Origin of the sequence: Burkholderia sp. Ac-20384, from assembly GCF_017104605.1 — a bacterium.
Classification (GTDB): domain Bacteria; phylum Pseudomonadota; class Gammaproteobacteria; order Burkholderiales; family Burkholderiaceae; genus Burkholderia; species Burkholderia lata.
The window spans coordinates 1-1,361 of record NZ_JAAGPE010000653.1 but is presented as its reverse complement, the minus strand read 5'-3'; the positions used below and the strand labels follow the sequence as shown (position 1 = coordinate 1,361).

Below are 1,361 nucleotides of genomic sequence, written 5' to 3'. Positions count from 1 at the left end.
GACACGCTGTTCGACGCCGATGTGCGCGACCGCATCGCGGCCGTCGTGCGCGCGCGCCGTTCGCGGGAGCCCGGCCCATGACGCCACGCGCGACGCTGCGGCTGCAGCTGCATGCGGGCTTCACGTTCGACGACGCGGCCGCGCACGCCGGCTACTTCGCGCGGCTCGGCGTGAGCCACCTGTACCTGTCGCCGGTCGCGACGGCCGAACCCGGTTCGCGACACGGCTACGACACCGTGGATTACGGCACGCTCAACGCCGAACTCGGCGGCGAAGCCGGTTTCGTCCGGCTCGTCGATGCGCTGCGCGCGCATGGGCTCGGTGTGATCGTCGACATCGTGCCGAACCACATGGGCGTCGGCGGCTCGTCGAACGGCTGGTGGAACGATGTCCTCGAATGGGGGCCCGCGAGCCCGTACGCAGGCCACTTCGACATCGACTGGCATCCGCCCGACGCAGCGCTCGACGGCAAGGTGCTGCTGCCCTGCCTCGGCACGCCGTACGGTGAAGCGCTCGCGGCCGGCGACATCACGCTCGACGCCGATCCGGCCACCGGACGCTTCTTCGTGTCATGCCCCGGGCGACGGCTGCCGGTGGCCGCCGCCACCTATGCGGACATCCTGCGCATCACGAATCGCACCGACCTGAATGCGCTCGCCGAACGCTTCGACGCTGCGCCGCCGCGCGACAGTGCCCGACTGGCCGACGCGCATGCGGCGCTGCGCGACCACGCGGCCACGCACGGCCCGCATGCGCTCGACGCGGTGCTGCGCGGCGCCGATCCGCGCCATGCGCGCTCGCGCGCGTGCCTGCACCGGCTGCTCGAACGCCAGCACTACCGGCTCGCGTGGTGGCGCACGGCCGCCGACGAGCTGAACTGGCGGCGCTTCTTCGACATCGCGACGCTCGCGGCCATCCGTGTCGACGACGATGCCGTGTTCGACGCCGTCCATGCGCTGCCGCTGCGACTGCATGCGGCCGGCTATATCGACGGCCTGCGCGTCGATCACGTCGACGGCCTCGCCGATCCGCGCGCATATTGCCGGCGGCTGCATGATCGACTTGCCGCGCAACGCGACGCGCGGCCGTTCGTCGTCGTCGAGAAGATCCTCGCGCCCGGCGAGGTGCTGCGCGCCGACTGGGCCGTCGACGGCACGACCGGCTACGACTTCATGAACGACGTCGGCGCGCTGCTGCACGATCCGGCTGGCGCCGCGCCGCTGGCCGCGCACTGGGCGCACGTATCGGGTTCGTCGCGCACCTTCGCGCAGGAAGCGCTCGACGGCAAGCGGCGTGTGCTGATGCGCCAGCTCGCCGTCGAGCATGCGCGCGCCGCGCGGGCGTTGCACGGCATCGCGCGA

1 protein-coding gene is annotated in these 1,361 nt (G+C 72.2%); it reads left to right on the top strand.

The window, feature by feature from the left end; all coding sequences use genetic code 11:
- Nucleotides 1-77: 77 nt before the first annotated feature.
- On the top strand, nt 78-1,361 hold a 1,284-nt coding region (locus G3O00_RS42615), incomplete at its 3' end, for an alpha-amylase family glycosyl hydrolase (protein WP_241025613.1).